The following is a 23,020-nucleotide window of genomic DNA, read 5'->3' on the forward strand; positions in this document are numbered from 1 at the left end:
CGCACGATGATGCAGGACACCGTCTTCGAGGTGGTGCTGGATACACCCCGGGGCGGGGGGTATCCAGCACCCCGGGCGTCAGCGGCCGTGCAGTGGCCGCCCGCGGCCGTCAGTAGCCGGCGGTGAAGCGGGTGCGCCGGTGGACGGGCCGCTCGGCCTCGTCGAGCAGCACGACGGCGAGGTCCTCCATCGAGATCGCCGAGTTGCCCTCGGCGTCGACCAGCAGCTCGTCCAGGCCGAGCCGGAAGCGGCCGGTGCGCTCGCCGGGTTCGAGCATCGCGGCCGGGCTCAGGTACGTCCAGTCGACCTTCTCGTCGGCGCGGTAGAGGTCCAGCTGCTCGCCGCAGGCCAGCGCGATCGGCCGGATCTCGTCCGGGAAGCCGGGGGAGTCCACCAGGATCGTTCCGTCGGTGCCCGGGACGACCAGGCTGCCCGCGCCGCCGACGGCGAGCAGGCGGACGCCGGTACCGGCCAGGCCGGCCAGCAGGCCCCGGGTGGCGACGGCCAGTTCGTGCTCGCTGCCGGGCGCCGGGCGGGTGGCGGTGATCACCAGGTCCTGCCCGGCGGAGATCCGGGCGACGTCCTCGGCGCTGCTCGCGTCGCCGACGGCGACGGTGACGATGGACGGCAGGCCGTGCGGCTTGGCCGGGTCGCGGACGACGGCGGTGACCTCGTGGCCACGGTCCAGCGCCTCGGTCACGACCCGGCGGCCGACGTTGCCGGTGGCGCCGAACACGGTGATACGCATGAAGGTTTCTCCTTGGATCTTCGGAACGGAACTGCGGTGGTGCGGGGGAGCGGTCGGGCGTGAGGCGGGTGGAGCGGCCGGGCGTGAGGCGGGTGGAGCGGTCGGGTGTCAGGCGGGGGGAGCGGTCGGCGCGGGTCAGGCGTTCTCGCGCAGCGGGCCCGGCCGGACGTCCGGCGTCGGATCTCCCCGGTCCGCGGCGGGAGAGGCGGCGGGAGAGGGCACGGGGGCGGTGGCGCGGGGCCGCTGGGTCTGGGCGACGATCAGCGAACCGAGCACCACCACCGCGCCGAGCGCCTGAAGCGGGCTGAGGTCCTGCCCGAGCGCCAGCCAGCCGACCAGGGTGGCGACCACCGGGCTGAGCAGGGAGAGGAAGGACAGCGAGGTCGGCGGCAGGGCACGCAGGCCGCGGAACCAGATGGCGTAGGTGAGGGCCGCGCCGATCAGGCAGAGGTAGGCGTAGCCGAGCACGTTGTCGAGGGTGTAGTGGGTGGGCGGGGCGTCCTCGCTCAGCAGGGTGACCGGCACCAGCAGCAGGCCGCCGGCGGTGAGCTGCCACCCGGTGGTGGCGAGCAGCGGCGCGGCGGAGGCCCAGCGCTTGGAGAGCACGACGCCGAAGGCCATCACCACCGCGCCGCCGAGCGCGGCGGCCACCCCGATCGCGTCGAGCCGGGCGTTGGCGCGCAGCACCAGCAGGCTGACGCCCGCCACGCCCGCGATGCCGGACAGCACCGTGCGCGGGGTGAGCCGGTCGCCCAGCAGGGCGGCCGAGAGACCGGCGGTGACCAGGGGCTGGACGGCGCCGACGGTGGCCGCGATCCCGCCGGGCAGGCGGTAGGCGGCGATGAACAGCAGGGCCTGGAAGCCGCCGATGTTGAGCGCGCCGAGGACGAGCGCGCGCCACCACCAGCCGCCCTTCGGCAAGGTACGGGTGAGGGCGATCAGCAGCAGTCCGGCGGGCAGGCAGCGGATGACGGCGGCGAGGAGGGGACGGCCGGGCGGGAGCATCTCGGTGGTGACGAGGTACGTCGTCCCCCAGACGGCGGGGGCGAGGGCCGTCAGCAGCACGACGGCGAGGCGATTGCTTAGCACTAAGCCAATGTATCTCAGCGCTAAGACATTCTCCGAGGGATCTCAGCGGTGATGTGGCTCACAGTTACCTCATCGCTAAGGAAATTCACGGGTCGCCTACCCTGAACCCGTGGCAGATCATCTCGACCGCGTCGTCGCGCAATGGGGCGCCGAGTGCCCCGACCTGGACGTCTCCCCGATGGAGGTGTTCGGTCGGCTCAAGCGCCTCTTCCGCCTGGTGGACGCCGAACTCAACCGCACCTTCGCCGAGCACGGCCTGGACGCCCCGTCCTTCGACGTCCTCGCCACCCTCAAGCGCAGCGGACCGCCGTACCGCCTCACCCCCACCGGACTCATGGAGTCCGCCATGGTCACCTCCGGCGCGATCACCCAGCGCCTGGACCGCCTGGAGGCCCGCGGCCTGGTCACCCGCACCCGCAGTGACCAGGACCGCCGCAGCCGCGACGTCGAACTCACCCCCGAGGGCCACGCCCTGATCGACCGCGCCCTGCCCGCCCACGTCGCCAACGAGCACCGCCTGCTGGCCGGCCTCGACGAAGCGCAGAAGGCGGCGCTCATCGAGGCGATGCGCGCCCTGCTCGCCGACCTCGGCGAGGGCACCGGCTGACGCCCGGTCAACCGCGGGCCGGGCCGCCGACCGGGCAACCCGGGCCGCCGCCCCGGTGAGCCAGTCCCCGGGACGGCCGATTAACCGTTTGCCGGGCCGGCCGCCGTCCCCTTGGATGGCGGCCATGGACGACCCGATCTGGCACGCACTCCCCGCCGGGACCCGCCGCACGGTGGACGAGCACCTCGCTGCCGGGCGCCACGTCCACGCGACCAAGGCCATCCGCGACGCGTCACCGGAGTCGCCGCCCGGTATCCCCGCCTGCATGGACGTGATCGCGGACCGGATGGCGGAACTCGGCCTGCTGCCGAACGGCCCGACCCCGCTGAGGGCTCCGGCGGACGGAGCCGTGGCCGCCTCCGCGGCCGAGGCCTACCGGGCCTCCCGGGAGATCCCGATCCGAGGCCTCGCCCAGTGGCGGACCGCGATCGCCGCCGCGGCGCCGATGGCCCCCGGCCGCCGGGTGCTCGACATCGGCGCCGGGACCGGAGGGTTCGCCGCTGCCTTCCGGGAGTGGTTCGGCGTCCACGTCGTCGCCGTCGAACCGGACGACGCGATGCGCCGGTTGATCCCGCGTACCACCGGCATCGAGGTCCGGGACGGCCGCGCCGAGGCGCTGCCCGTCCCCGACGCCTGCGCGGACGCGGCCTGGCTCGGCTCGGTGGTCCATCACCTCACCGACCTGGCCGCGGCCGCCGCCGAACTGCGCCGGGCCCTGCGCCCCGGCGCGCCGGTCCTGGTCCGCAACGCCTTCCCCGGCCGCAGCGCGGGGGACATCAGGGTGCGTTTCTTCCCCGAGACCGCCGCCGCGGTCGAGGGGTACCCGACCGTCGAGCAGGTCTGCGAGGCCTTCGCCACTGCAGGGTTCCGGCGCGTTTCGCTCGCCTCGGTGCCGCAGCAGAACGACCCGACCCTCGCCGAGTACGCCTCCCGGCTGCGCCGGGAGGCCGACAGCAAGCTGCGGGCGCTCACCGACGCCCAGTACGAGGCGGGGCTGGCCCGGCTGCGGGCCGCCGTCGCCGAGGATCCGGTGCAGCCGGCCACCAGCTGGATGGACCTGCTCGTACTGGCATGAACGGGCGGCCGGAGAGCCGGAGTCGGGGTGGAACGACCGATACCGGTGTCACCCGCGCCGGTCCGATCCGGGAGCACGGCTCCCGTGCCGCCGGCTCCCCCGTTCACGGGCGACTCCAGCGGCTGGTGGTGGCCGGGAGCCGCCGGCGGCCTGCGGCCTGCCTCAGGGGTTGACCGCAACCGCCTTGAAGAAGGTGTAGTGGAACGTCCCGCCCGGCTCGGCCGTCCGGCGCAGCTCGGCAATGCCGCGGTCGAAGGCCTCCGCGGTGGTCAGCCCGGCGGCCAGGGCCTCCGCCCGGACGGCCTCGACCATCGCGACGAAGGTCCGCAGGGTGAAGCCGTCCACCAGGGCCGGGCGGCCGCCGTCCGCGTAGACCGTACGGGGGCGGACCGTCACGTCCGCGAAGCCGGCCGCCGTCAGCAGCGGGTACAGCCGACGGCCCAGCAGGGCGTCACCGCCCGCCCCGGCCTGGAGCCGCACCAGGTGGTCGACGGTGCGGCGGGCCGCCGGGGTCTCCGGGTGGAAGAAGGCCGAGCCGTGGTCCCCCTCGATCACCGTGATCGTGCCGCCCGGCCTCAGCACGCGACGCAGTGCGGCCAGCCCGGCGGACGGATCGGGCAGGTGCTCCAGCACGAAGCACAGGAAGACGTGGTCGAACGCGCCGTCGGGGAAGGGCAGTCGGTGCAGGTCGCCGTGGTGCCAGGTGACCCGGGCGGTCGGCGCCACGTCCGCGATCCGGGCCCGGGCCTGGGCCAGCGACTCCGCCGAGACGTCCGCCGCCGTCAGCAGCACGCCGGGGCTGGCGGCCAGCAGGTGCACGGTCTGCGCGCCCACCCCGCAGCCCGCCTCCAGCACCCGGCTGCCCGCCGGGTAGGCCGTGCCGGCGTGCAGCAGTGCGGCGAGGGTGTCGGCCTGGTCGCCGAGGCGCTGCGCCTCGGCGTCCGAGTAGCCGTGGACGTACGGGGCGGGGTGAGGGCCGGCGTCGGTGGTCGGGGTGTCGGCGGTGACGGCATCGGTGGTCGTCGTTTCGCTGGTCATGGCTCAACCCTCGCGCCACTATGGACCGGTGAACAGGTCCAAAGGGAGCGGTGTCGACAGGTCCAAAAACGTGGGCGGGCCCGGGGAGACCGGCGCCGACTTCCTCCAGCTCGACCCCGCCGACGCCCCGCCCGGCGGCCTCACCGACTGGCTGGCCCGCCGGTTGCGGGAGGCCGTCGTCGACGGGCGCCTCCCGGCGGGCAGCCGACTGCCCGCCAGCCGGACGCTGGCGGCCGAACTCGGCGTCTCCCGGGGGGTGGTGACCGACGCCTACCGGCGCCTCGCCGAGTCGGGCCAGCTCACCGGGCGGGGCAGGGGCGGCACCGTCGTGGTCGCCCGGCCGCCCGCCGTTCCGCAGGAGACGCCGCAGGACGCCCCGGAGCACTCCCCGGGGGCCGTCCCGCCGCCCCGTCCGGCGCCCGTCCTGTTCCGCGACGACCCCGGCCCCGAGGTGTTCGACCACCTTCGCGGCACCCCCGCCCGGATCGACCTCACCCCCGGCGTGCCCGACCTCGCCGCCTTCCCCCGCGCCGCCTGGCTGCGCGCCGAACGGGCCGTCCTCGACGGCCTCGACGCCCATGACCTCGGCTACGGCGACGTCCGCGGTACCCCGGCGCTGCGGCAGGCCGTCGCCCACTGGCTCGCCCGCAACCGGGGCATCCGCGCCGACCCCGGGGAGGTCCTCGTCGTCGCCGGGACGGCCCAGGCGCTCGCCCTGCTGGGCCGTGCCCTCGAACGGGCGGGCATCACCGAGGTCGCCGTCGAGGACCCGGGCTCGCTCGGCGCCCGCCAGCACCTCGGCCACTGGCTCGCCGCCACTCCGCCGGTCCCGGTCGACGCCGAGGGCATCCGGGTCGACGCCCTGCGCGCCACCGGCGCCCCCGCCGTCCTGCTCACCCCCGCCCACCAGTACCCGACCGGTGTCGTCCTCGGTGGTGAACGGCGGCGCGAGCTGCTGCGCTGGGCAGCGGAAGGAGGGCTGGTCATCGAGGACGACTACGACGCCGAACACCGCTACGACCGCCCGCCGCTGCCCGCCCTGCGCGCCGAACTGCCCGACCGGGTCTGCTACGCGGGCAGCATCTCCAAACTGCTCGCCCCCGCACTGCGCACCGGCTGGCTGCTGGTGCCCCGGCGACTCCGCGACGTGGTGCTGGACGCCAAGCGCTTCGCCGACCTCGGCAACCCGGCCCTTCCCCAGCTGGTGCTGGCCCGACTGATGGAATCCGGCGAACTGGAGCGCCATCTCAGACTGTTGCGTCGCCGTCACCGCCGCCGCCGGGACGCCATGATCACCGCCATCCGCACCCACCTGCCCGCCGCCACGGTGCACGGCGCGGCCGCCGGACTGCACCTGATGCTCACCCTCCCCGAAGAACTCGGCTGCAGCGACACCGAGTTGGCCACCGCCGCGCTCGCCCGCGGCGTCAAGACCCAGCCGCTGTCCTGGCACGCCCGCCTGCCGTACCCGCCCGGCCTGGTGCTCGGCTACGCGGCGCGCTCACCGGGCGAGATCACCGAAGGGGTCGCCGTCCTGGGGGAGTTGATGCGGCGCGCGGGGCGTCAGCCGTCGTCGGAGCGGGCGTAGGTGTTGCCGAGCGTGAACAGGCGGTCAATGTCCGGGGCGGCCGTGGGCATCGGGGACCGGCGTCCCGCATCGCTGGACAAACCGTTCGGAGGCTGTCGGGCGACGCCGACACCCCGCGGCTCGGACCTCCGGCCGCCACCGGGGGCCGGCCCCGACCCGGGGCGGCGCGGCCTCGTACCGATCAACCCCGAAGGTGCACTCCAGGGGTCGGGCGGCGTCGACCGGCATCACCCGGTCGGACCAGAGGGCGACGTCGTCGGTCCGCTGTGCCACGGCGGAGCGGCCGTGGCCGTCGGGGCCGGTGTCCGGACTTCCGCACGGTCGAACATCCGGTCGCCCCGGCGGTGCGAGGTGGAGAAACGTTCGGCTTCTCGCCGGGCTGCCGGACGGCCGGTTCCTGGGTACGCTGACCGACCGTATGCCGTTGCTGACCCTGGAGGCGTGATGGCCCCGTTCCGGCATGTTGCCCAGCTGGCCTCGGTGCTGCTGGTGGTGGGGGCCGCACTGGGGCCGGCCCCGGCCGGGTCGGCGACGCACCGCAGCGGCGCCCACGCCGATGCCGACGCCGGGAGGACCGCGCCGATGACCGTCCGGCCCGAGGACTCCGGTGAGCTCGCCGGGCGTCGGATCGTGCTCTCCTATCCGGGCCCGACCCCGCCGCCGGAGACGCTGGACGCGATCCGGGAGGGCCGGGCCGCCGGGGTGATCCTGTTCGGCGAGAACGTCACCAGCCCGGAGCAACTCGCCGAGGCCATAGCCCGGTTGAAGCAGGCCGCCGCCGAGGCCCGGCACCCGCGACCGCTGCTGCTGATGACCGACCAGGAGGGTGGCAAGGTCCGCCGGCTGCCCGGCGCGCCCGAACTCTCCGCCCGCCGTACCGGCACCGCCCCGGACCCGCTCGCCGCCGCCGTGCAGTCCGGCACCGGCGCCGCCGGGACCCTCACCGGTGCGGGCCTGAACGTCAACCTCGCGCCGGTGCTCGACGTCTACGACACCCCCGACAACTTCATCGACCACTTCGAACGCTCCTACGGCCAGGACCCCACCCGGGTGGGTGAACTGGGCAGCGCCTTCCTCGCCGCCCAGCAGAGCCAGGGCGTGGCGGCGACCGCCAAGCACTTCCCCGGCCTCGGCGCCGCCGCCCGCGACGAGAACACCGACGCCCGCCCCGTCACCCTCCCCGTCCCGCTCGACGAACTGCGCACCCGCGGCGAAGCCCCGTACCGTGCCGCCATCGCCGCGGGCGTGCGCCTGGTGATGGCCTCCTGGGCCGTCTACCCGGCACTGGACCCCGACCGTCCGGCCGGGTTCTCGCCCACCGTGATCCAGGGCGAACTCCGCGGCCGCCTCGGCTTCCGCGGCGTCACCATCACCGATGCCCTGGAAGCCGACGCCCTCACCCCGTACGGCCCCACCGGCGCCCGCGCCGTCGCCGCCGCGGCGGCCGGCATGGACCTCATCCTCTGCTCCGCCCGGGACCCCCGACAGGGCGAGGACGCCACGACCGCCCTGGCCGCCGCCCTGGACTCCGGCGCCCTCGACCGCAAGGCCTTCACACAGGCCGTCGCCCGGGTGGACGCACTACGGGACGGTCTGGGCTGAGCACGGGCGGGCTCCGGGTGTCGCCGGTCGTCCCGGCTGCCGCGCTCGGCCGCGCGGCCTTCGCGGAGGCCGGACTCCCGGACTCCCGGGCCCACGGGCCGGTGGGTCCGGGACGCCCACCGGGATCCGGCCGGTCCGGGCCGTCGGTGCAGGGTCTCCGGTGCGGGCTCGGTGTCGGTCCTGACCGGCAGGATGCCGCCCATGGACACCGATGAGTTCTGGGCCGTCATCGCGGCCGCACGGGCCGACACCGCGCCGGAGCGCCCGTTCCACCAGGCACTGGTCGACCGGTTGAGCGCCCTCGGCGGGCCGGGCGTCCTGGCGTACGAGGAGTGCTTCGACCGTCTGCACGGTCGGCTGCTGCGCTGGGACGTGTGGGCGGCCGCGTACCTGATCGGGGGAGGGTGCTCGGACGACTCCTTCACGGACTTCCGGGCGGGCCTGATCGCCCTCGGCCGGGAGTGGTACGAACGGGCCGTCGAGGCACCGGACAGCCTGGCGGAGCACCCGGTCGTACTGGCCGCAGCAGCGGCCGGCGGCGACGGGGCGGTGTTCTACGAGGAGGCCGGTTACGCGGCCGCGCACGCCTACGCCCGGCTGACGGAGGACGGCGGGCGCTTCGCGGAGGCCTACGCCCGCCACCGCGCCGCCAGGCCGTCGCTGCCCGGTCCCGACCTGGGCGAGGACTTCGACTTCGGCGACCCGGCGGAGATGCACCGCCGCCTGCCGCGGCTGGCGGCCCTGTTCCCGGGGCCCGTGGACGGCCCTACCGGTTCAGCAGGGTGCGCAGGTCGATGATGCGGTAGCCGCGGGCGCGGGCGCCGTCGATGATGCGGGGGAGCGCCTCGGCGTCGAGGCAGGTGTCGGGACCGCTCTCCTCGCTGGCGCCGACGTGGAGCTGGAGGACGGCGCCCGGGGTGAGGGCGTCGAGGGCGCGTTGGACGGCGCGGTCGGCGGTCATGCCGTTGCCGGGGCCGAGGTAGCCCTTGGTGTCGGCGGTGAATTCGAGGTCGGCGTAGCCGAGGCCGTTGACGGTGGCGACGGCCTGCGGGCTGGTCGCGCTGTAGGGGAAGCGGAAGAACGGCAGCGGTTCGGTGCCGGAGGCGCGGCGGATCGCGGTGTCGGCGCGGCGCACCTCGGTCCTGGCCTGCTCGGGGGTGAGGGTGGTGAAGTCGGGGTGGCTGTAGGAGTGGTTGCCGAGTCCGTGGCCCGCGGCGGCGACGGCCCGCAGGGCGCGGGGGTGGTGGTCGGCGAAGTCGCCGGTGGGGAAGAAGACGGCCGGTGCGGCCCGGTCGCGCAGGACGGCGAGGACGGTGTCGAGCCCGGCCTCGTTCCAGGCGGCGTTGAAGGTGAGCGCGAGGACGCGCTCCTCGGTGGGGATCCGGCGGATCTCGGAGCCGAGCAGCGGCTCGGGCGCCGGCGCGACGCCGAGGAGGGCCGTGAGGGCGAGCAGTGCCGCCGCGACGGTGCTCGGGCGGCCTGCTGCGGGGGCGAAGCGGAGGGGCATGGGCGGAACGCCTAACCGGGAGGGGCGGCCGGGGCCGCCGGGTCGGACCGGGCGGGGAAAAGCCTGCCCGGTCCGGCCGAGGTCCCGGCGGAACCGCCCGACGTCTGCTGACGTGTCGTCATTGAAACTGAGCAGAGCGGCAGTTGGCAGCGTCGCTGGCCTGCCCTCCGCGCGTCCGGGCGCGGCCGACGGTGTGGGGGTGGTCACCTTCCGCTGTGATGACTTGAAGAAATCTTCATCTGTCGCGATGATGCCTGTCGGCCGCGGAACGGACCCCGCGCGGCCGGACGATCACCGAGCCGGATCCGAGGGAGGGAACGGGCGATGCCGATCCCGCTGTACCAGGCCAAGGCGGAGTTCTTCCGCACGCTCGGCCACCCGGTCCGGATCCGGGTCCTGGAGCTGCTCCAGGACGGCCCCCGGCCGGTGCGCGAGCTGCTGGCGGAGATCGAGGTCGAGCCGTCCAACCTCTCCCAGCAGCTCGCGGTGCTGCGTCGCACCCAGCTGGTGACGGCCACCCGCGAGGGCAACACGGTGGTGTACGCGCTCAGCACCCCGGACGTCGCCGAGCTGCTGCGCGCGGCGCGCCGGATCCTGACCGAGCTGATCACCGACCAGGGCGCGCTGCTCACCGAACTGCGCGCTGCCGGCGGCCGGTCACCCCGCTGAGCTCCCGCCGCCCACCACCCGCCGCCCGCAGCCGGAAGCTCCGGAGCCCGCATCCGACCCCGAGAAGAGCCGCATCATGAGCGACAGCGTCGACAGCCCGGTGACGGCCGACGGTACGAGCGAGGAGAAGCGCCGCCGCAAGGCGATGCTGCTCCGCGCCGGGATCTACATCTTCGCCACGCACCTGTTCGCGGGCTTCGTCCTGCTGCTCTTCGCGCTGGGCGGCCGCAAGTAGCACGACCGCACGTGCGGGACCGGGGCCTCAGCGCCCCCGGCCGCCCGGCACCAGGTAGCGGTCGCTGGTGCTGGTCCACGCGTGGACGCCGGCGACCAGTTCCCGGGTGCCGTCCAGGTACCAGCGCCCGGCCGGGTGTCGGCGGCCGAGGTCGCGGCGCAGCTCCTCGTTCTCCTGGCGCAGTCTGAGGACCCGGGTGCGGACGGCGCGGACGGCCCGGCTGCGGGTGCAGCCGCGGATCCGCTGCAGGGTGAGGACGGTGTTGAACGCGGCCGCGGTCTGCCGTTCCTCCCGCTCCAGCGAGTAGAGGTCGTTGATCAGCGTCGCGGCGTCGGCGGTGTTGGCGCGCAGGCGGTGCAGTGCGGGCTCCGCGTGCAGGGCGGCGGGGGCGTCGGCGCCGTGGACCCGTTCCAGTATGTTCATGAACGGATAGAGACAGCTGCCGTGGCGGCGCAGCCGCATGGTGTCGGCCAGGCCGAGGGCGGGGACGGTGCCGCGGGCCCGGTGCTCGGCCTCCGCGGGGAAGGTGGCCAGGCAGGCACGCCACTCACCGGCCGCCCTCGCCCGCCAGGCGGGGGAGGCCGATTCGCTCTGGCGCCGCCACAGTTCCCGCCAGGCGGTGAGCAGCCGGTCGTCCGGGGTGGCCGGGCCGGCTTCGCCGTCGAGGGCGGAGATCAGCGGGTCGACCAGCGCGTGGGCCTCGGCGGGGCGGCGGCCGGGCGAGCCGTCGAAGCGGTCGTCCAGGACGGTGAACCAGCCCAGAATGTCGACCAGCAGGTCCAGTTCGGTGCCCCGCGCGCGGGGAAAGGCGTGGCCGATCAGCTCGTGCAGCGCGTAGGCCCGGTAGCCGGGCAGCTCGGCCGGGGCGAGCAGGCCGTGGCGGACCGTCCAGTCGGCGTGCCGGTCGGCGGCGGCGCGCAGTTCGGCGGGGGGCCGCGGGGTCGGGGCGGCGGTGGCGGCCGAGGTGCCCGTGAACGGACAGCCGGCGGTGAGCGGCCGGTGCGCCGGAGCCTCGGGCGCACCGACCTCGGCCGGCTCGACGGCGGCCTCGGCGCGGGGCGCCAGCCGGACCCGCAGCCCCTGGGCCTGGACGGTCGTCCACACCACCTCCCGGGCGTGCGCCCCCGGGACCGCCACCGGCCGCCAGCGGCGCAGGATCGCGGCCGCCGCGACGGTCAGTTCGGCCCAGGCGAAGGCCTCCCCGATGCACTTGTGCTTGCCCGCTCCGAAGGGCAGGAATGAGGGCCGGCCGAGCCCGCCGCCGTCCTGCCAGCGCTCGGGCCGGAAGCTCAGCGGCTCGTCGTAGCGCACCGGGTCGCGGTGCAGCGCGGTGAGGCTGTACAGCAGCTCGGTGCCGGCCGGGATCCGGTACGGGCCGAGGTCCACGGGCACCTGGGCGGTGCGCATCAGGAAGGCGTTGGGCGCGTGCAGCCGTACCACCTCCTGGGTGACGCTGCGGGTGTAGGTGAGCCGGCCGAGCGCCTCCGGGGTGGGGGTGGTGCCGGCGGGCAGGTGCTCGTCCAGTTCGGCGAGCACGCGGGCCTCCACCTCGGGGTGACGCAGGAGTTCGTCCAGCAGCCAGGTGAGGGTGGTGGAGACGGTCTCGGTGCCGGCGCCGAACATGGTGATCGCCTCGGAGCGGACGTCGGCCTCGGTGAGCGGTCGGCCGGTGGCCGGGTCGGTGGCGGCCCGCAGCAGGGCCGGCAGGGTGCCTCCGTTCCGGTCCGAACGGGCCTTTTCGGAGAGGCCGTTGACGGCCTGGTCGACCACCCGGTTGAGCACCCGCACGGCGGCGTCGAAGCGCCGGTTGACGGGCAGCGGCAGGCGGGCGAGCGCCGGGTGGGGGTAGAGGGACTGGACGATCTGCCCCTTCACCAGGTCGGGCAGGGCCCGGTGGAAGGCCAGGGTGGCGTCCTCGCTGAGCCGGGCGCCGAACAGTGAGCGGGTGACGATCTCCAGCGCCAGGTGGTTCATCTCCTTGGCCACGTCGAGGACTTGGCCGGGGCGCCAGCGCCCGGCCCGCTCCTCGGTGACCTGGTGCATCACGGCGAGGTACCCGGCCATCCGGTCCGGGCCGAAGGCGGGTTGGACGATCCGGCGGCGGTCGCGGTGCGCCCGGCCCTCGGACATCAGCAGGCCGTCCCCGAAGGCCGTCTTCAGGGTGTCCTGGACGGCGCCGCGCGGACAGTCGTGGGCGAGCGCGACGAGCAGGGTGTGGACCAGCCGGGCGTCGGTCACCACGCAGACGGTGCGCGGCCCGAGCCGGATGCGGACCACGCCGCCGAGGCGGGCCAGCGAGCCGAGGAAGCCGAGCGGGTCGCGCAGCAGGGCGGCGGCGTGGCCGAGGCCGGGCAGTGCGCCGGGGGCGAGCGGGGGGACGGCGGCGCGGACGGCGGGAACGGGGGGCGTCGTGGTTCTCGGCGGGACGATTCGTTTCCGTGTCTCTGCCAGCAGGGCGTCGGTCGGCAGGGCCATGACACTTCCTCTCACCAGGAGGACCGGCGCGGGCGGTACCGGGGGAGGGTACCGGCCGGCCGGCCGGGAGGCGGGGGACCGGCGTGCGCGGTCCCGCGTGCGCCCGGGGGCAGAGGGCGCACGCCATAGGAAACGCGCCGGTCCGGTGGGCGTTGCGCCGAACGCGTGCGGATCACTCCAACGGCCGATCCGTGGGGGTCCGCTCCGCACGGATCATCGTCCCGTCCGACGGTACGCCTCGCCGGACCGGCCTGACCTGCGGTGATGCCTCCCCCCCCGGCGGTTCGCGCCGCCGGGAGGGCAGGGTCTTTCGGCCCTCGCCCGTAGGGCCGTGCGAGGGCCAGCATGGCCGGTGGAGAAGGAGGAGCCTGATGAACCGTATGCGCCACGCCGGCCGCGGCGGCCACTACGGCTTGACGGCGGCGGCAGTGGACGGCGGTCCCGGGGCAGGAGTCCGGTTCCGGACGCCACCACCTCCGGCGCCACCAACTCCACGACAGGGGACCGGGGCCATGGACTGCGACGACGAGGTCATGCTGACCGTCCGGATCACCGCCGCCGAACGAGCGCTGCTGCGGGATCTCGCGCGCGGTCACGGCGGCGACGTCTCCGGCGTGGCGGTCGACGGCCTGCTGGAGGTCATCCCGGCGCTGCACGACGACGGTTCGGCGCTGCCGCTGCTGCGGGTCCTGGCCCGGCCCGCGCCCTGCGCGGTGACGCTCTGGCTGCCCGCTCCGGTCGCGGACCTGCTGCCGCTGTTGGGCGAGCGGCTGGCTCGCACCGGCGGGGCTGGGGTCGGCCCGGCCAGTGCCGCGCTCTCCGCGGCGCTGCGGCTGTGGCTGACCGGGGACCGCGCGGTGCTCGCCGCCGGACTGGCCCGGATGCACGGCGGGTGCGGGGCGGCCCGGACCGAGGTCGCGGCCTGAGCGATCGGGCCGAGCTGAATCTGCGTCACATCCGGCGCGTGGGTGGCATGTCCGGGGCGGAAACTTCCCTGGTCAGGGCACTGGTCACGACTTGTCGAGAGGTCTAGCATTCGTCACGGCCGACGGAGCCGCAGGCCCCGGGGCTCCGGCCGGGTGGCCGCCACCACCCCGTGCCGGGGAGCGCGCACCCCCCGAGCGCGCTCCCCGGCACCTTCGCGCCCGCCGTCGCACGCGCCCCCTCCGCCCTCGGCTCACCACCGGCCCTGCTCTCTCGGCCGCACCGGCGGGGTGCCCCGGACGCCGTCTCGAACATCTCCGGGAGTTTCGCAAGAGGTTTCTGTTATTCCCGGTCGTCCTCCTCGCTCTCCCTTGTGTCGGAAGGTCCGAGCCCCGCATCACCGGGCGCGGACCGTCGCACGAGGAAAGGAACGCGATGGGACACCGGAGCAGCGAGCTCCGTCGGCGCAGGCGCCGCAGGCTCACCCGCAGGAGTGCCCTGGTCGCCGTGGCGGTGGCGGCCGGACTGATCGCGGGCACGCTGGGCCTGCGCACGGCGCTGGAGCCGGCGGCCGTGCACAACGCCGTCGCGGTGGCGGACGCGCCGGTCGACGCGGTCGCGGACGACGGCGGGCCGGGGGAGACCGGCACCGCCGAGGGCGCCACCAGGGCGCCCGCCCCGAAGCGGGACGAGAAGGCCGCCCCGCCCAAGGCGATACCCAAGGACCAGCCCGATCGCGGTCTGGTCTACGCGGGGCTGAGCCTGCCGACCAGTGACCGCTGCGGCAACATGCTGGAGGTCACCGGCAGCACCCAGTGCAGCCACGGCCCGGACGCGCCGCCGAAGGACGTGGACGTCCACAAGGACGTCCCGCCGGTCGCCGCCCCGGCCGCCCAGGCACCCGCGCTCACCCCGCCGGCCGGCGCCCAACCGCCCGCCGCCGCCGATCTGTTGAAGGGCGGCGCGCCCGTCCTCGACGCCACCCAGAAGGCGCTGCTCGGCGACTCCGGCACCGCCGCCGCGCCGCAGGAGGCCGCGGCCCCGGCCGCCGGTTCCGGCCTGGTCTGCGAGGGCGACGGCAGCAGCGGCAACCGCGTCCAGGTGGTGTACGTGCACACCCCGGGCAACGACCGGTTCGCCCAGTACCTGGCCTCGTTCAAGAAGTGGGCCGCGGACGTCGACGTCATCTACAACGCCAGCGCCGCCGAGACCGGCGGGGTGCGGCACGTCCGCTTCGTCACCGAACCGGACTGCACCGCCTCGGTGTTGAACGTCCAGATCTCGGACGCCGAGATCCAGGACTTCAACGCGAGCAACCGCGCCCTGGCCGCGCAGGGGTTCAACCGCAAGGACCGCAAGTACATGATGTTCACCGATGCCAAGGTGTACTGCGGGATCGGCACCTTCGCCGGTGACGAGCGCTCCGGCCAGGACAACCTGAGCAACTTCGGCCCCTCGTACGGCCGGACCGACTCCGGCTGCTGGAGCGGTTCCACCGCGGCCCACGAACTCGGCCACAACCTGGGCGCGGTGAACAACAGCGCGCCCAACTCCAGCAAGGCGGGCCACTGCACGGACGAGTGGGACATCATGTGCTACTCGGACGCCCCCTACTACCCGCAGATGCGGACCGTCTGCCCGGACCGATCCCATGACGACCGGCTCGACTGCAACCACGACGACTACTACAACACGAACCCCGCGCCGGGCAGTTACCTGGCCACGCACTGGAACGTCGCGAACAACCGCTTCCTCATCGCGGGCAACGGCACCGGGCCGAACCCCACGCCCACACCCACCCCGACGCCGACCCCGACTCCGACCCCGACCGGCAGCCCGACGGCCACGGGCACGCCCACCCGCACGCCCTCGCCGTCCCCGACGCCCACCGGCGGCCCCACCGCCACGCCGACCGGGTCCCCGTCGCCGACCGCGACGCCGACCACGGGCGGCGCCGGACCTGACGTGACCGCAAGTCAGATCACCCAGAACTCGGTCATGCTGAGCTGGAACGCCGTCCCGTCCGCCGCCGGCTACGACGTGCAGCTGAACGGCCAGACCATCGGCACCGTCCGCTCGACCGTGGTCGGCGTGGTCCGGCTGGCCCCCGGCACCGGCTACACCGTGGCCGTCGCCGTCCGCGACGCGGCCGGAAAGGTCGGCAAGCCCGGCCGCCAGGCGAGCTTCCACACCCTGGCCGACGCCGGGCGCCCGCAGCCCGGTACCCACTACACGATGGTCAACGGCCTCACCGGCCAGGCCGCCGACCTGTGGGGCAGCTCGATGAACGACGGCACCGTGGCGATCGGCTACCAGCGCACCGGCTACGCCAACCAGAAGTGGCTGTTCGAGGACGCCGGGAACGGCGCCGTGCGGATCAAGTCGGTCCGCTCCGGCAAGTGCCTGCAGCTCGGCGGCACTCCGGTCGCCGGGCAGTACGTGGCGCAGCAGCCGTGCGCCGACGCCGCTGCGCAGAAGTGGCAACTCACCGCCGGCGACGGCGGGTTCACCCTCGCGGCGGAGGGTTCCACCCTGGTGCTCGGGCTCAGCGACCGTTGGTACTACGGTGGTTGGCTGCTGGAGCTTCAGCAGCCGAACGGCCGGCCGTACCAGAGCTGGTCGCTGCTGAAGACCTCGTAGGCCCGGAGCCCGCTCCACCCCGCGCACCACGGGTGCGGCCGCCCACCACCCCAGGGCGGCCGCACCCGCTGCCGCTCCCGGCGCCCGGCTCCCTGCATCGAGTTTCCCGCAACCAGCGCCCCCGCTCCCCGCACCCCCACCGCCCGAGGACCGCCCGTCATGCGAATCCGCACCCGCCCGCTGCTCGCCCCGCTCGTTCCCCTCGCGCTCGCCGCCGCGGTCGTCCTGCCCGCCGCCGCACCCGCCGCCGCCCACGGGGACACCGTCCACCTGGATGTGGCCGGGCAGCGCAACGGCCACGTCAGCACCGTCGCCACCTGGGAGAACGACCACGACCCGGTCACCGAGGAGTTCGCCGGCACGCTCTCCGCGACCGCCGCCGACGGCCGGACCGTCGGTCCCTGGCGGCTGGTCCCCGTGTCGGGGCAGCCAGGGACGTACACCACCCGGGAACTGCTGCCCGCCGGGCACTGGAAGGTCGCCGTCGACTGCGCCTTCCCCTCGCTGGGCCACGGCGAGCGCGAACTCGACGTCGAGGCGGCCGTGATCAGCGACCCGGCACCGCTGGACGCGACCGTCAGCTCCGGGCCGGCCGCCGCCGCACCCGGCACTCCCGCCGCGGCCCCCGCAGGTCGCACCCCCACGGCCACCGCCGCCGCGCCCGTCCACGAGACCACCGACGACGCCACCACCTGGGCCGCCATCGGCACCGCCGCCGCGGCCGTCGTCCTTGTCGCCACCGGCTTCCGGCTGCGCGCCCGCGCCCGCGCCCGGCGCTGACGGACCGGCCCGACGGACCGGCCCGACGGAGCGGGCTGACGAAGCGGGCTTACGGACCGGCCCGACGGACCGGGCCCACGTGCGGCGATGACGGATCGGAACCGGGCGTGCACCAACCGCGTCCCAAAGATCACCGGGCGTCACCGGACGCCCGGCCGACCGCAAGGGAGCAACCGCGCATGAGGAAGGTCCTGATCACCGGCGGTGCCGGATTCATCGGCAGCACCGTGGCCTCCGCCCTGCTCGACCGGGGCATCACCCCGGTCATCCTGGACGACCTGTCCAAGGGCCGCGCCGAGTTCGTGGAGGGCCGCGTCTTCTACGGCGGCGACATCGCCGACGCCGCCCTGCTGGAGCGGATCTTCACCGAGCACCCGGAGATCGACGCAACCGTGCACTGCGCGGCCAGGATCGTCGTCCCGGAGTCCGTGGCCAAACCGCTGTTCTACTACCGGGAGAACGTCGCCAAGACGGTCGAACTCCTGGACGCCCTGCAGCGCCACGGCTGCACCCGGGTGGTCTTCAGCAGCTCCGCCTCGATCTACGCGCCCACCCCGGACGGCCGGGTCGACGAGAGTTCCGCGGTCGAGGCGAACAGTCCGTACGCGCGCACCAAGCTGATGATGGAGCAGGTGCTCCAGGACTGGACCAGGGGCGAGGGGGCCGAGCGGCAACGGGTCATCGCCCTGCGGTACTTCAATCCGATCGGAGCCGACCCCCGACTGCGCACCGGCCTGCAGAACCTCAACCCGAGCCACGCCCTCGGCAAACTGATCGAGGCGCACACCAACGGCACCCCGTTCACCGTCACCGGCGTGGACTGGGCGACCAGGGACGGCTCGGGCATCCGCGACTACATCCACGTCCAGGACCTCGCGGAGGCGCACGTCGCGGCGCTGCTCCGGTTCGACGAGGTGATCGCCCCCGACGCCGCCGACCGCTACCGGGCGATCAACGTCGGGACGGGCGAGGGCACCACCGTCCGGGAACTGGTCGCCGCCTTCGAACAGGCCGTCGGCACCGAGCTGGAGGTCCACGAGGCCGGGCCGCGCCCGGGCGACGTGATCGGCTGCTACGCCTCCGTGGACGCCGCCCGCGAACTGCTCGGCTGGACGCCGGAGCACACCCTCGCGGAGGGCGTCGCCGACGCGCTGGCCTGGCGTGCCCGCTGGGCCGACCGGCTCGGCGTCAGCTGACCGCTCCCGGCGGCTACTTCACGGCCTCACCGGAGCGAGCCCAGTTGTCGTGCAGGCGGTCCAGGTAGGACTGCGCCTGCGGACCGATCTTGACGCCCCGCGCGAACGCGAGCATGTTGCCCGCCCCGGCGTTGTAGCCGAGGGCGAGCAGCTCGTCCTTGTCCAGCGGGGCGCTCGCCCGGACGGGGAGCTGGCCGGCGAGGTCGTGGAGGTGCCAGGCGGCCGCCTGGATCGCCAGGTTGCGGTCGTCCGGCAGCTCCTCCCAGCGGCGGTCGGCGAACGGGCGCCCCGGCTTGGTGTCGTCGAAGGCGGCCCGGTGCATGTTGGCGATGCCGAAGGCGGAATCGGGCTTGTTGCGCTGCCAGGCCCGCTCGAAGTCCGGGTCGTGCGGCTTGTACGCCTCGTTGTAGAGGATCGCCATCAGCAGCTGGGGGTTGACCCCGGCTTCGGCGGCGTACTTGCGCACGGGCGCCGCGTAGTCGGCCGGATCGTAGGCCCCGGAGGGCTTCGGCGGCGGTGCGGACGACGCGCCGGGGGCGGCCGAGGGCGCCGAGGCGGCGGCGGACGGGGCCAAGGAGGGTGCCGCCGAGGAGGCAGCGGGCTCATGGCCGCCCCCGCGGACGATGCCCCACCCGGCCGCGGCCAGGACGCCGATCACGATCCACCGCCCCCAGCGCGGCCCCTTCTGCTCCTCGCTCACCGCTGCCGGCCCCTCCCCGTTCGCCCGTCATCCAGTTCGATCGCCGTACGGTCGACCGTGCCTCGCGGGAGGCTCTTCCGGCCCTATTCGGCCGGCTTCTGCTCCCCGTCGAGGTTGCGCAGGAAGTCCTTCGCCTTCGCGACGCCGGTGTCGATCTGCCCGCTGTACTTGCCGTCCGTGCGGTCGTCGATCACGTCGCCGACCTTCTCCAGACCCTGCCCGAGCACGTCGCTGTGCTCACGGGCGAGGTCGGTGGCCTTGTCCGCGAGGTTCTTCAGACTCTCAAACATGGTGACGCTCTGCTCCTCTGACGCGTTCCTGTTGGTGTGCCGACGTGGCGGGGATCATGGTCATCCTAACGAGGGCAGGGAGGCGGACCGCCGTCGTGGAACGGCGGCGGGTGGGTCTGCTGAAATGGGTGGCAATGCTCCACACCAGCTCCTACAGGCCTGTAGACGGTGGGATCCGCCACGGGACCGGTGGCGTCCCGGCACGAGCGGTGGCGTGGTCGCGCCGCCGCTGCCGAAACGATCGAGGGAAGTGCGCATGGCCGGCCAGCGGGCGAGAACGTCGTACCAGGACGCGGGAACCCGTACCGAGGACCCCGCCGTGCCCGCCCAGCGCTCCCGGGGCGCCGGCGGCGCCGCCGACCCGTCGCGGCAGGGCCGCGTCCAGCGGGGCGCGGCCTCGCGCCGCAGGCAGCAGGCGCGCCGGCGGGGAAGCCTGGTCGTCGTGCTCGCGGCGGTCGGGCTGCCGCTGGTCGGCGGCGTCGCGGACGAGCTGAGCGGCCCCGGGGTCGGCATCCTGTTCGCGGTCGGCGCGGTGCTCGGCACCGGCGTCGCGGCCCTGCTGTGCAGCCGGGGCGGCCGCTGGTGGGTGGTCACCGCCGCCCCGGTGGTGGTGCTGTTCACGGCCTCGGGGGTCGAATACCTGTCCGATCCCGGCCGGTACCAGGGCAAGGGCCTGGGGACGGGTGCGGTGCGCTGGGTGGTCGGGGCGTTCCCCGTGATGGCGGAGGCGGTGGCCGTCGGGCTGCTGGTGATCGGGCTCCGGATGGTGCTCGACCGCCGCAGGCCCGGCAGGGCCGGTGTCCCGAGCGGAAGGGGGCGCCGTGGCTGAGCGCAGCAACCGCCCGCGCGGTCGGGCCCCCCGTAGCGGCTCCGCGCCGCTGACCGTGGCCGGCCGCACCCTGGCCTGCACCGTCTCCATCGCGGTGCTCGGCGCCAGTGGCTTCACCTGGTACGAGTACCGCAGCCTGGACGACGGCATGATCAAGTCCACCGCGCTGGCGGACGCCAAGCGGAACGCCCCGCCGCACCTGGACAAGTCCGTCAACCTGCTGCTGATCGGCCTGGACAGCCGCAAGGACATGGACGGCAACGACCTGCCCAAGCAGTTCGTCGAGGACGAACTGCACGCCGGCTCCAGCGAGATCGGCGGCTACAACACCAACGCCCTGATCGTGCTGCACATCCCGGCCAACGGAGGCAAGGTCACCGCGCTGTCCGTCCCCCGCGACGACTACGTGCAGACCGTCGGCGCCGACGGCAAGATGCACAAGATCAAGGAGGCCTACGGCATCGCCAAGGAGGCCGCCGAGGCGAAGCTGACCGGCAAGGGGCTGTCCAAGGCCGAACTGGAGCGGCAGAGCCGGGAGGCGGGCCGCTCGGCCACCATCCAGACCGTGCAGAGCTTCCTGGACGTCCCGATCGACCACTTCGCCGAGGTCAACCTGATCGGCTTCTACGACATCGCCAAGGCGGTCGAGCCCATCCAGGTCTGCCTCAACCACCCGGTCGACGATCCGATCATCGCCCGGACCGCCACCCACGAGGGCGGCGGCACCGGCCTCAAGCTGCCCGCCGGGATCAGCTCGCTCAACGCCGCCCAGGCGCTGTCCTTCGTCCGCCAGCGCCACCACCTCACCAACGGCGACCTCGACCGCACCCACCGGCAGCAAGCGTTCATCTCCTCGGTCGAGTACCGGCTCAAGCAGCAGGGCATCCTCAACGACTTCGGGCAGATGCAGAAGCTGTTCGGGGTGGTGAAGAAGGACGTCGTGATCGACAACGAGTGGAACATCCTCGACTTCGCCCAGCAGGCCCCCAACCTCACGGGTGGCAACGTCGAGTTCAACACCCTGCCGATCACCGGGTTCAAGACCGTCGGCGGCCAGGAGGTCAACACCGTCAACCCGGACCTGATCAAGAAGATCGTCCGGCAGCTGTTCAACCGGGACGGGGCACTCGCCACTCCGGCCACGGCGCCAGGTTCGGCTTCGGCTTCGGGTTCGGGTTCGGGCTCGGGTTCGGGTTCGGGCGCGGGCTCGGGGGAGACGGCTTCGCCCTCGCCCGCGCCCTCGCCGAGCGCCGCGCCCCGGTCCGTGGTCGACGTCCACGCGGTGGCGGGCGCCGGTGCGGCCGCCACCGAGTCCAAGGCCCTGGCCGCCCTCGGCTACCAGGCGGGCCGGATCGGCGACGCCCCCGCGCGGACCCGCGCCACCACCGTGGCCTACGGCAGTGGCGCCAGGGTCGACGCCCAGGCGGTCGCCGCGCGTTACGGCGTGACCGCCGCCCCGTCCTCGGCCGTCGCGGCGGGCCACGTCCTGGTCACCCTCGCCGCCACCCACACCCCGGTTCCCACCCCGGCCGCGCCCTCGGCGGGCTCTTCGGCCCCGGCCGACGGCTCCGCCGACCCGGCCGCCGGGCTGCCGATGCAGGGGCCCGCGGTGAAGGCGGGCGGGATCCCCTGCGTGGACTGAGCCGCGCGACGGGCGGTCACCGGCCGGGGCGGTCGGGTCGGTGACCGCCCTGCTCGGGCGGCTCGGGCCGGTGACCGCCCTGCTCGGGCGGCTCGGGTCGGTGACCGCCCTGCTCGGGCGGCTCGGGCCGGTGACCGTCCTGCTCGGGCGGCTCGGGCCGGTGACCGTCCTGCTCGGGGGGTTCGCGCAGATCCCGCAGGGACTCCCGGCCGAGGACCTCGACGTACACGATCCGGCCGTCGACGACGTCCAGGATCAGGGTGCCCTCGGCGGGCAGCAGCGGCACGCAGCGATGGCCCGGGCCGTACGGCCGCCCGGCCCGGTGGGGCGCCGTGCGGAAGCTCCGGCAGAAGTCGTCGCCGCAGCTGCAGTCCGCCACCAGGCGCAGTTCCCGGGCGTCGGCGGCGAGTTCGGGCTCGCCCTCCGCCTCCAGGAGTGCCGTCAGCTCGCGGACGAGATCGGGGAAGACCTCTCGGACGAGGGGATCGCTCATGGGCGCGGTGCCTTCTCGCCGTGCACGGCGGTGTACTCGGCGGCCAGCCAGGGGGCCAGCTCATCGACGAGGACGGTCAGGACGGCGCGGTCGGTGGTGGGCGTACGGGCGACGGTCGCGGCGAGGCGCATCTGCTCGGCGCGGTCGGGATAGTGGGCGGCGAAGGCCTCGGCGGAGGCGGTGAGGTCGCTGGTCCAGCCGTTCCAGCGGGGCATCACCAGGGTGAAGCCGGTACGGACGAGCCGGCGGGAGACCGCGCGGCTGAGCGCCGCGAGATCGCCGTCCGGGGCGGGGCCGTCCCCGGTCGAGGCCGCCAGTCGTTCGCGCCAGCGGGGGAGGGCGAGCGCGAGGTCGCCGTTGGTCTCGCGGGCGAGCAGGGAGGTCGGGCGGTAGCGGGGGAGCTGCTCGGCGAGGTCCTCGCCGAGCAGCGGGGTGCACAGGCAGGCGACGAACCAGCCCAGGTCGTGCCGCTCCAGCTCACTGAGCAGGGTTTCCGTGCCGAACAGCAGCACGCCGACGCCGTTGACCTGGGGGAAGGCCGAATCGAGGGCGGCCTCCAGGGCGTCGGCCCGGGCGCGGTCCTCCGGAGTGGGCCGGTGGCGCAGGGCGAGCAGCAGATCGAGGTCGGAGACGCCGGGGACCGCGGTGCCCCGGGGGACGCTGCCGTACAGATAGGCGCTGTGCAGCCGCGCGGGGCCGAAGGCGGCGGCGATCCGCTCCCGGGCGGCCTCGACCACCGGGGCGAACTCCGCCGCGACGCGCTCCGTCGAGCCTTCCCGCGCGATGTACCCGTCCTCGTCCAGTCCGTTGCCGATCATGGCGGCACTCTGCCGGTTCGCGGCGTCGTCGGCCACCGATTAATGCCCGTCGGTGCGCGGAGTTGACGCCCGGTC

General features: G+C 74.6%; 22 protein-coding genes. 13 read left to right on the forward strand and 9 right to left on the reverse strand.

What is annotated here, in order from left to right; genetic code table 11:
- Positions 1 to 109 precede the first annotated feature (109 nt).
- Together ACIRVF_RS25785 and ACIRVF_RS25790 are read right to left on the reverse strand one after the other, a co-directional pair.
- Positions 110 to 748 carry an NAD(P)-dependent oxidoreductase gene (locus tag ACIRVF_RS25785; protein ID WP_402822239.1) on the reverse strand — a complete coding sequence of 213 codons (639 nt, stop codon included), beginning with the start codon at positions 746 to 748 and terminating at the stop codon, positions 110 to 112.
- A 135-nt stretch (positions 749 to 883) separates the two neighbouring features.
- Entirely contained in the window at positions 884 to 1,837 is a 954-nt protein-coding gene (locus tag ACIRVF_RS25790; protein WP_402822242.1) for an EamA family transporter, read from the reverse strand.
- Between the two features lie 109 nt (positions 1,838 to 1,946).
- Between ACIRVF_RS25790 and ACIRVF_RS25795 the strand changes: the two genes are divergently transcribed.
- Together ACIRVF_RS25795 and ACIRVF_RS25800 are read left to right on the forward strand one after the other, a co-directional pair.
- Positions 1,947 to 2,444, forward strand: coding sequence for a MarR family winged helix-turn-helix transcriptional regulator (locus ACIRVF_RS25795; RefSeq protein ID WP_402822245.1), 498 nt, complete (start codon positions 1,947 to 1,949; stop codon positions 2,442 to 2,444).
- Positions 2,445 to 2,568: 124 nt separating this feature from the next.
- Entirely contained in the window at positions 2,569 to 3,519 is a 951-nt protein-coding gene (locus ACIRVF_RS25800; protein WP_402822248.1) for a methyltransferase domain-containing protein, read from the forward strand.
- Positions 3,520 to 3,681: 162 nt separating this feature from the next.
- Here the strand turns inward: ACIRVF_RS25800 and ACIRVF_RS25805 are convergent, their stop codons facing one another.
- Positions 3,682 to 4,557: a methyltransferase domain-containing protein gene (locus ACIRVF_RS25805; RefSeq protein WP_402822251.1), complete on the reverse strand. Its 876-nt coding sequence runs from the start codon at positions 4,555 to 4,557 to the stop codon at positions 3,682 to 3,684.
- On the opposite strand from ACIRVF_RS25805, the gene ACIRVF_RS25810 reads away from it, so the two are divergent.
- The 3 genes from ACIRVF_RS25810 to ACIRVF_RS25820 all read left to right on the forward strand — a co-directional run bounded on the left by ACIRVF_RS25810 (position 4,556) and on the right by ACIRVF_RS25820 (position 8,545).
- On the forward strand, positions 4,556 to 6,145 hold the full coding sequence (locus ACIRVF_RS25810) for a PLP-dependent aminotransferase family protein (protein WP_402822254.1): 1,590 nt from the start codon (positions 4,556 to 4,558) through the stop codon (positions 6,143 to 6,145). The two genes, ACIRVF_RS25805 and ACIRVF_RS25810, sit on opposite strands and share 2 nt — an antisense overlap.
- A gap of 444 nt (positions 6,146 to 6,589) precedes the next feature.
- Positions 6,590 to 7,747: a glycoside hydrolase family 3 N-terminal domain-containing protein gene (locus ACIRVF_RS25815; RefSeq protein ID WP_402822447.1), complete on the forward strand. Its 1,158-nt coding sequence runs from the start codon at positions 6,590 to 6,592 to the stop codon at positions 7,745 to 7,747.
- A 201-nt stretch (positions 7,748 to 7,948) separates the two neighbouring features.
- A complete protein-coding gene (locus tag ACIRVF_RS25820) occupies positions 7,949 to 8,545 on the forward strand; it encodes a DUF4240 domain-containing protein (protein ID WP_402822257.1) in 597 nt (198 codons plus the stop codon).
- Here ACIRVF_RS25820 and ACIRVF_RS25825 read toward each other — a convergent pair.
- On the reverse strand, positions 8,514 to 9,254 hold the full coding sequence (locus ACIRVF_RS25825; RefSeq protein ID WP_402822260.1) for a polysaccharide deacetylase family protein: 741 nt from the start codon (positions 9,252 to 9,254) through the stop codon (positions 8,514 to 8,516). The two genes, ACIRVF_RS25820 and ACIRVF_RS25825, sit on opposite strands and share 32 nt — an antisense overlap.
- Positions 9,255 to 9,578: 324 nt before the next feature.
- Between ACIRVF_RS25825 and ACIRVF_RS25830 the strand changes: the two genes are divergently transcribed.
- Together ACIRVF_RS25830 and ACIRVF_RS25835 are read left to right on the forward strand one after the other, a co-directional pair.
- Positions 9,579 to 9,923: an ArsR/SmtB family transcription factor gene (locus ACIRVF_RS25830; protein WP_402822263.1), complete on the forward strand. Its 345-nt coding sequence runs from the start codon at positions 9,579 to 9,581 to the stop codon at positions 9,921 to 9,923.
- A gap of 76 nt (positions 9,924 to 9,999) precedes the next feature.
- A complete protein-coding gene (locus ACIRVF_RS25835) occupies positions 10,000 to 10,158 on the forward strand; it encodes a DUF6126 family protein (protein WP_402822266.1) in 159 nt (52 codons plus the stop codon).
- Between the two features lie 27 nt (positions 10,159 to 10,185).
- On the opposite strand, the gene ACIRVF_RS25840 is transcribed toward ACIRVF_RS25835, so the two are convergent.
- Positions 10,186 to 12,633: a cytochrome P450 gene (locus tag ACIRVF_RS25840; RefSeq protein WP_402822269.1), complete on the reverse strand. Its 2,448-nt coding sequence runs from the start codon at positions 12,631 to 12,633 to the stop codon at positions 10,186 to 10,188.
- A 512-nt stretch (positions 12,634 to 13,145) separates the two neighbouring features.
- On the opposite strand from ACIRVF_RS25840, the gene ACIRVF_RS25845 reads away from it, so the two are divergent.
- The 4 genes from ACIRVF_RS25845 (at position 13,146) to galE (ending at position 18,173) form a co-directional block, all read left to right on the forward strand.
- Complete coding sequence (locus ACIRVF_RS25845) at positions 13,146 to 13,559, forward strand: hypothetical protein (protein WP_402822271.1); 414 nt, start codon at positions 13,146 to 13,148, stop codon at positions 13,557 to 13,559.
- Positions 13,560 to 13,992: 433 nt separating this feature from the next.
- A complete protein-coding gene (locus ACIRVF_RS25850; RefSeq protein ID WP_402822274.1) occupies positions 13,993 to 16,197 on the forward strand; it encodes an RICIN domain-containing protein in 2,205 nt (734 codons plus the stop codon).
- A gap of 159 nt (positions 16,198 to 16,356) precedes the next feature.
- Positions 16,357 to 16,977 carry a hypothetical protein gene (locus ACIRVF_RS25855; protein WP_402822276.1) on the forward strand — a complete coding sequence of 207 codons (621 nt, stop codon included), beginning with the start codon at positions 16,357 to 16,359 and terminating at the stop codon, positions 16,975 to 16,977.
- 179 nt (positions 16,978 to 17,156) lie between these two features.
- Positions 17,157 to 18,173, forward strand: a complete 1,017-nt coding sequence (gene galE, locus ACIRVF_RS25860; RefSeq protein WP_402822279.1) for a UDP-glucose 4-epimerase GalE — start codon at positions 17,157 to 17,159, stop codon at positions 18,171 to 18,173.
- A 13-nt stretch (positions 18,174 to 18,186) separates the two neighbouring features.
- Here galE and ACIRVF_RS25865 read toward each other — a convergent pair whose 3' ends face one another.
- Positions 18,187 to 18,873: a lytic transglycosylase domain-containing protein gene (locus tag ACIRVF_RS25865; RefSeq protein ID WP_402822282.1), complete on the reverse strand. Its 687-nt coding sequence runs from the start codon at positions 18,871 to 18,873 to the stop codon at positions 18,187 to 18,189.
- A gap of 83 nt (positions 18,874 to 18,956) precedes the next feature.
- On the reverse strand, positions 18,957 to 19,163 hold the full coding sequence (locus ACIRVF_RS25870) for an antitoxin (protein WP_402822285.1): 207 nt from the start codon (positions 19,161 to 19,163) through the stop codon (positions 18,957 to 18,959).
- A gap of 256 nt (positions 19,164 to 19,419) precedes the next feature.
- On the opposite strand from ACIRVF_RS25870, the gene ACIRVF_RS25875 reads away from it, so the two are divergent.
- Together ACIRVF_RS25875 and ACIRVF_RS25880 are read left to right on the forward strand one after the other, a co-directional pair.
- Entirely contained in the window at positions 19,420 to 19,992 is a 573-nt protein-coding gene (locus tag ACIRVF_RS25875; RefSeq protein WP_402822288.1) for a DUF6542 domain-containing protein, read from the forward strand.
- Entirely contained in the window at positions 19,985 to 21,634 is a 1,650-nt protein-coding gene (locus ACIRVF_RS25880; protein ID WP_402822290.1) for an LCP family protein, read from the forward strand. Before ACIRVF_RS25875 ends, ACIRVF_RS25880 begins: the two co-directional genes overlap by 8 nt.
- 16 nt (positions 21,635 to 21,650) lie before the next feature.
- Here the strand turns inward: ACIRVF_RS25880 and ACIRVF_RS25885 are convergent, their stop codons facing one another.
- Positions 21,651 to 22,127, reverse strand: a complete 477-nt coding sequence (locus tag ACIRVF_RS25885; protein WP_402822292.1) for a hypothetical protein — start codon at positions 22,125 to 22,127, stop codon at positions 21,651 to 21,653.
- Entirely contained in the window at positions 22,124 to 22,945 is an 822-nt protein-coding gene (locus ACIRVF_RS25890) for a nucleotidyltransferase (RefSeq protein WP_402822295.1), read from the reverse strand. Before ACIRVF_RS25890 ends, ACIRVF_RS25885 begins: the two co-directional genes overlap by 4 nt.
- Between the last annotated feature and the right edge of the window lie 75 nt (positions 22,946 to 23,020).

Source organism: Kitasatospora sp. NPDC101157 (assembly GCF_044768255.1).
Classification (GTDB): Bacteria; Actinomycetota; Actinomycetes; order Streptomycetales; family Streptomycetaceae; genus Kitasatospora.